Annotated in this window: 5 protein-coding genes, 1 tRNA gene and 1 pseudogene; 4 read left to right on the top strand and 3 right to left on the bottom strand. The window is 69.6% G+C overall.

Features of this window, described 5'->3' with window-relative positions:
- A partial coding sequence (locus ACSNOD_RS27410; protein ID WP_436769757.1) for a response regulator occupies window positions 1-614 on the bottom strand: 614 nt, incomplete at its 3' end.
- A 120-nt stretch (window positions 615-734) separates the two neighbouring features.
- Here ACSNOD_RS27410 and ACSNOD_RS27405 point away from each other — a divergent pair.
- A tRNA-Arg gene (locus ACSNOD_RS27405) sits at window positions 735-806 on the top strand.
- 215 nt (window positions 807-1,021) lie between these two features.
- On the opposite strand, the pseudogene ACSNOD_RS27400 reads toward ACSNOD_RS27405, so the two are convergent.
- A pseudogene (locus ACSNOD_RS27400) lies at window positions 1,022-1,294 on the bottom strand (DUF6083 domain-containing protein); the annotation flags it as partial.
- Between the two features lie 76 nt (window positions 1,295-1,370).
- Here ACSNOD_RS27400 and ACSNOD_RS27395 point away from each other — a divergent pair.
- Window positions 1,371-2,048, top strand: a complete 678-nt coding sequence (locus tag ACSNOD_RS27395; protein ID WP_436769756.1) for a contact-dependent growth inhibition system immunity protein — start codon at window positions 1,371-1,373, stop codon at window positions 2,046-2,048.
- Between the two features lie 8 nt (window positions 2,049-2,056).
- On the opposite strand, the gene ACSNOD_RS27390 is transcribed toward ACSNOD_RS27395, so the two are convergent.
- Entirely contained in the window at window positions 2,057-3,262 is a 1,206-nt protein-coding gene (locus tag ACSNOD_RS27390) for a cytochrome P450 family protein (RefSeq protein WP_436769755.1), read from the bottom strand.
- A 341-nt stretch (window positions 3,263-3,603) separates the two neighbouring features.
- Between ACSNOD_RS27390 and ACSNOD_RS27385 the strand changes: the two genes are divergently transcribed.
- Together ACSNOD_RS27385 and ACSNOD_RS27380 are read left to right on the top strand one after the other, a co-directional pair.
- Complete coding sequence (locus ACSNOD_RS27385) at window positions 3,604-4,533, top strand: polyprenyl synthetase family protein (protein WP_436769754.1); 930 nt, start codon at window positions 3,604-3,606, stop codon at window positions 4,531-4,533.
- A 52-nt stretch (window positions 4,534-4,585) separates the two neighbouring features.
- Window positions 4,586-5,767, top strand: a 1,182-nt coding sequence (locus ACSNOD_RS27380; protein WP_436769753.1) for a UbiA family prenyltransferase, incomplete at its 3' end; no start/stop codon positions are given.

Genomic DNA, 5,767 nt, shown 5'->3' with positions numbered 1-5,767 from the left:
GGCTCGGCCTCCCCGGCGCCGGGGGAATCGCCGGGGAGGTCGCCCTCGAGGTGGCCCTCGGCGGCTATGGCGGTTTCGCGGCCGGGACCGCCGGCGCCGTCGATCAGGTCGTCCAGATCGCCGGAGGGCTGGGGCTCCGCGGCCCCGGCGAGCCGCCGCACCAGCCGGACGAGCTCCACGGGCTCGAACGGCTTGGCGAGGAAGGCGTCCACGCCGACGGCCTGACCGCTGTCGATCTCCAGTTGCGTACAGGCACTGATGATCGCGACGGGCAGATGGCACGTCCGGGGGTCGGCCCGCAGCCGCGCCGCGGTCCGCAGCCCGTCGAGCCGGGGCATGACGACATCGAGCGTCACGACGTCAGGGCGCACCTGGTGCACGATGTCCAGGCATTCGGCACCATCGGCCGCGGTCACGACCTCGAAGCCCTCGAGCTCGAGGTTGACCCTGATCAACTGCCGGATGACCTTGTTGTCGTCAACAACAAGGACCCGGCCGGACAAGCCAGGCACAACTCGAGAGTAGGTCCGCGCCTCCCGCCGCGTCCGCGTTTTGCCCACTTCCGCCCCGTGCGGGGGAGCTTCGCCCAACCCCCGGAACGCTTCCGGCCCCATGCGCTACGCCGGCCGGCGGCCCACCCCCGCCCTCCCGGGAACCCGGTGCTCAGCACCGCCTCGAAGCTGGTAGTGTTCTACCCGTCGCCGCCGGTCAGACCGACCGGAGAACGACGGAACGCCCCCGTAGCTCAGGGGATAGAGCAACGGCCTCCGGAGCCGTGTGCGCAGGTTCGAATCCTGCCGGGGGCACCTTGCACAAGGTGCCGAAAGACCCCGCCGCCAGCGTGAACGCTGGGGTCGGGGTCTTCGCGTATGCGCGGCCGCCCGCCGGCCGCCGCCTTCGAGGTGTGCGTCAGCCGACGTCCGGCCACTCCCCGGGGGGGGCGAGGCGACTCCGGGCCGGCCCGGCGTTCCGCTTGCCGCGCGTTCTCCTCGCGCAGGGTCGTCAACCACGGCCAGAGATCTGGCAGCGGCTGTTCCGGGCAGGCCAGACGGTGCTCGATACGGCACCGCTGGAACTGATCCGGCGGACACACCCCGTAGACCGTCACCCGTCCATCGGACAGCTCGATCCACCGATGCTCCGCCGGCACCGTATGGGCAAGCGGCTTCATGTCCGGTTCCAGCAGCACCCAGTCGTGCTCGAGCGTCGCCACCTGATCCCGCGGCAAGCCGCAGTGCGGGCAGCGCGACCGCCCGCCACCGAGCCGGCGCGGCTCCTCTTCGAAAGCCCCCATACCGTGAGGTTCGACAGCCCCCCGGTCCGTGCGTAGAGCGCGAATCGGTCGCCCCATTCGAGCCGAACGGACCGCCATGGCCCATCCATCCGCTCCTGGCCACCGCTTCTACGAGCTGCAGAGCCTGCTGCGTGCCTACACCCACGCCGGTTACGCGTTCACCGATACGCCGAGCGCGCCCGGGCCGGCGCTCGAAGGGTATGTGCGGGTTGTCTCGCGATTTCCCGAGCGCGGTGTGCGCGTCCTTCACGAGCTGGACGACCTGCTCTCCGTCGGGCTCCTCTCCTCCGAGATCGCCGATGACGTGGCCTTGTTGCCGCGTGTGCGTCCGACCGGAGGGAGGAGCATCGAGGAGTCACTGCGCATCGCCCGCGAGCACATTCGGGCCGCTGTGCGGAATCCCGAACAGCGGGCCGGGCAGGCGCCGCGGATGGACTGGGAGTGGGAGGAGTTCTTCCCCTCTCTGAGTCAGCTGCTCGGCGGGTACTTCCATCAGGACTTCCCGGACACCTACTCCTCCCATCGCGAGGCCCTGGACGACTATCTGCGCGGGACCCCGGACGAGGAACTGCGCCGGGTTCTCGGCGAGATTCCGCAAGCGCTGGACGCGGCGGGTGACGAGGCGGGGCTCGTGCGGGCGAGTGTCGCGCTCGGGATGGCGGTCGATCCCCCCGACGGGGTCACGCTGCGGCAGTGGCTCATCAACGTGGCCGGCGTCATTCGTCTGCACCTGCGGAACACCGCATCGGACTGAGAACCCAATCACTCGCGGGGGGTCAGCCGCACCGTGAGCGTTTCCAGGCCCCGCATCACGCCGATGCGCCATAGCAACTCGTCCCGTTCGCCGCGGAGTTCGGGGAGGGCGAAGCGGGTGGTGAGGGCGGAGAGGGCGATGTCGACCTCCATGCGGGCCAGCTGCGCGCCCAGGCAGAAGTGGATGCCGTGGCCGAAGGCGACGTGGCCGTCCTTGGGGCGGTCCACGTCGAACGTGTCCGGGTCGGGGAAGCGGCGCTCGTCGCGGTTCGCCGAGTTGAGGGCGACCACGACCACGTCCCCCGCCGCGATCTCCTGGCCGACCACCTCCATCGGTTCGGTCGCGAACCGGTACGAGGCCATCTCCACCGGGCTCTCGTAGCGCAGCGCCTCCTCGATCACCGCGGCGCGGAGCTTGTCGTCCGTGCGCATCCGGTCGTACAGCTCCGGCCGGGACATCAGCAGATACACGCACGTCGCGATGAGATTGGCCGACGTCTCCTGGCCCGCGATGAGGAACATGAAGACCATCGAGGAGAGTTCGTCCTCGCTGAGCTGGTCGCTGCCGTCGCGCACCTGGACCAGTTCCGAGAGCAGGTCGTCCCCCGGGTCGGCGGCCTTCTTCTCCAGCAGCGCGCGGGTGTACGCGTGCATCTCCGCCGCCGCCTCCGGGAACCGGTCCGCCGCCAGCCGGCCGGCGACGATCGTCGCCGAGGTCCGGCGGAAGCGGTCCCGGTCCTCGGACGGGATGCCCAGGAGCAGACAGAGGACCTGGGCGGAGAGCGCGAAGGCGTAGTCCGCCACGAGGTCGGGCTCGTCGCTCTTCTCCAGGCCGTCCAGGAGTTCGGCCGCGGTCGCCTCGACCGCGGGCCGCAGCGCGGCGATCCGGCGCGGCGTGAACACCTTGGCCACCAGCCGGCGCAGCCGCGTGTGCTCGGGCGGGTCGGCGTTGACCATATGGCTGGTCATCGCCTTTCTCATCTCCTCCGGTACGAGGGTGAACGCGTCCAGCGCCCCGTGTCTGCGGGTGTCCGACGAAAGCCGGGGGTCGGCGAGTGCCGCCTTCACGTCCTCATATCCGGTCAGAAACCAGGCGCGCCGCCCATCGGGAAGGGGTACGAGTTTCGCCGGTTCGTTCCGCCGGAACTCCGAATAGGTGGGAAATGGGTTCCTCTCGAATTCCAGAGTGAACAGGTCGGGAACCTTCTCGGACACGCGGACCATCCTCTCGGAGTGACGCGGGAGGTGTGGATCTTTCTACCCGGAAAATCCTTGGGTCAAGCAGTCGCACATATGATCCACGTCACATTGCTGCCCGTTGGTGCCACTGCTAGCGTCCGTGGTCATCATTACGGCGAATAGGGCACAGGATCGCCTCTGCAGCGGCCGGCAATACATTTGCCGGGCCGGAGGCGGTTACCCGAGAACAACTGGTCTGTCGGACCGAGAACACGCCGGGGGGACTGTTGACCGAGAACGCGGTGAACAGCCATACAGAAAATTGGTCTGCTCCATTCACCCTCACGAACGGGACGCCGCCCGGCATAGCGGATGACATGCGGCTCCTCACCAAGGAACTCAGCAAATCCGTCGAATTGGACCCGTGCGCGCTGGCGCCGGTCGTCGCGAACTCCGTGGGCCGGGGCAAACTGCTCAGGCCGCTGCTGGTGCTCACCACCGCGCACGCGCTGACCGGGGGCCTCGCCGACCGGCAGCGGCGGCGGGCGGTCCGGGCCGCGGCCGCCGTGGAGCTGCTGCACTGCGCCAGCCTGGTGCACGACGACATCATCGACAGCGCGCCGCTGCGGCACGGCGCCCCCACCGTCTTCGCCAAGTGGGGCGAGGGCACCGCCATCGTCGCCGGTGACCTGCTGATCGCGCTGGCGTTCAGCCGCGCCGCCGGGGCGGGCGGGCGGTGCCCCGACCTGCTGGCCGCCAGCCTGGCCGCGCTCGCGGACGGGCAGGCGCGCGAGCTGCAGGACACCAACAACAGCGAGCGCACCGAGGCCGGCTATCTGGCCTCCATCGCGGGCAAGACCGCCGCGCTCTTCGCCACCGCCTGCGCCCTGGGCGCCACGGTGGCCCAGGCGCCGCCGGACACCGTGACCCGGATGTCCGCGTTCGGCCACCACCTGGGGATGGCGTTCCAGATCACGGACGACATTCTCGACCTCACCGCAGATCCGGAAACCACCGGTAAGGCCCGTGGTACGGACCTTTGCGCGGGCGTATACACCCTCCCGGTGATCCGGGCAATGCGCATCGACCCGTCGATCGGATATGCGCTGTCCGCCGAAAGACCGCCGATCGACGACATCGTCGACGCCGTGCGGCGGACCGGCGCCGTCGAGGCGAGCGTCGAACAATGCCGGGAGCATGCGCGAAAAGCCGTCGAGGCGCTGCCGGAAAACCGTGCCATGGCGTCCGCCGAAGCGGCCGAATTCCTCAGAAAGCTTCCTGAATCCCTGCTCGACCGAGGAAGGTGAAGCGCTCAAGGTGGCGAACGAAACCCTGGACGGCAGAATCTCCGATTCGCCGTTGAAAGAGGCAGAGTTCCACAACCTGACCCCCGCGGAACAAATATCCGCGATCCGCGGTGGCACCTCGGACGCATCCGTCCTGGAAACACTGCGGCTCATCCTGATGCTGGGCCGGCCCCGCACCTGCGTACCCGGACTCTTCGCCTATGCCCTCGCCGTCGGATATGTCGGTGCGAAGCCCGGTTTCCTCCTGGTCCTGGGCGCCGTGCTGTCCTTCCTGGTCGGGTTCTCCGCGAATCTCCACAACACGTACACCGACCTGGAGGAGGACAGCCGCAATCTGCCCGGGCGCATGTGGCTGCTGCACCTCCTCGGCTACCGCAGACTGCGGTCCTGGCTGGTGGCGCTCAACGTCGTGATGGCCGGCTCCGCGCTGTTCTACGGCGCCGACTTCTTCGTGTTCACGCTGGTCGGGCTGGCCGCGCTGCACCAGTACTCGTTCCGGCCCGCCCGGCTGAAGAGCCGGCCGCTGCTGGGCCTGTCCATCTTCGCCATGGCCACCGTCGGGCCGTTCCTGATCGGCTGGTTCGGCCTGGGCGGCGGGGTGCGCGTGCCCGACGCCCGGATCTGGTCGGTGATCGCCTTCCTCTTCGTCTGGTTCACCGCCAAGGGCCTGTTCAAGAACACCCCCGACTACTACGGCGACAAGGCGGCCGGGCTGCGCACCTCCGCGACCGTCTTCGCCACCTGGCGCGGCGCGGCCGTGACGACCGCGGTCGCGACCGTCGCCGCGTACCTCAGCTACTGCCTGCTGGTGCTCACCGGTGCGATCCCCGGCGTGGCGCTGCTCTCCCTGGTGCTGCTGCCGCTGGTCGTCGTCCAGTGCGTCCGGCTGGTACGGGCCGACGACGGCGCCGTCGGCAACGAGCTGCTGCGCAAGGACATGCTGCTATCCAGCGTCTTCCTCGGCTTCTCGCTGGTGCTGATCTTCCCGAGCCTCACCAGCATGTGCTTCGTGCTCGGCGGCATCGCGGTCATCATGCTGTCCGACGCGCTGAACATGGACTCCCGCCGGGGCCAGGACGCGGCCACCACGGCCCCTTCGGCGGCCACCGCCCCGGTCGCCCCGGCGGCCACCACCCCGTACGACGCCGCGCCGGCTCCCGCCCCGGCCCCGGACGGCGGCGAACCGGACCCCGGGGTGCCGTCGTACGGCGTCCACCAGGGGGTTCACCGACTC

The organism is Streptomyces sp. URMC 123, assembly GCF_051386515.1.
Lineage (GTDB): Bacteria > Actinomycetota > Actinomycetes > Streptomycetales > Streptomycetaceae > Streptomyces.
This window is presented reverse-complemented; position numbering and strand designations above follow the sequence as displayed.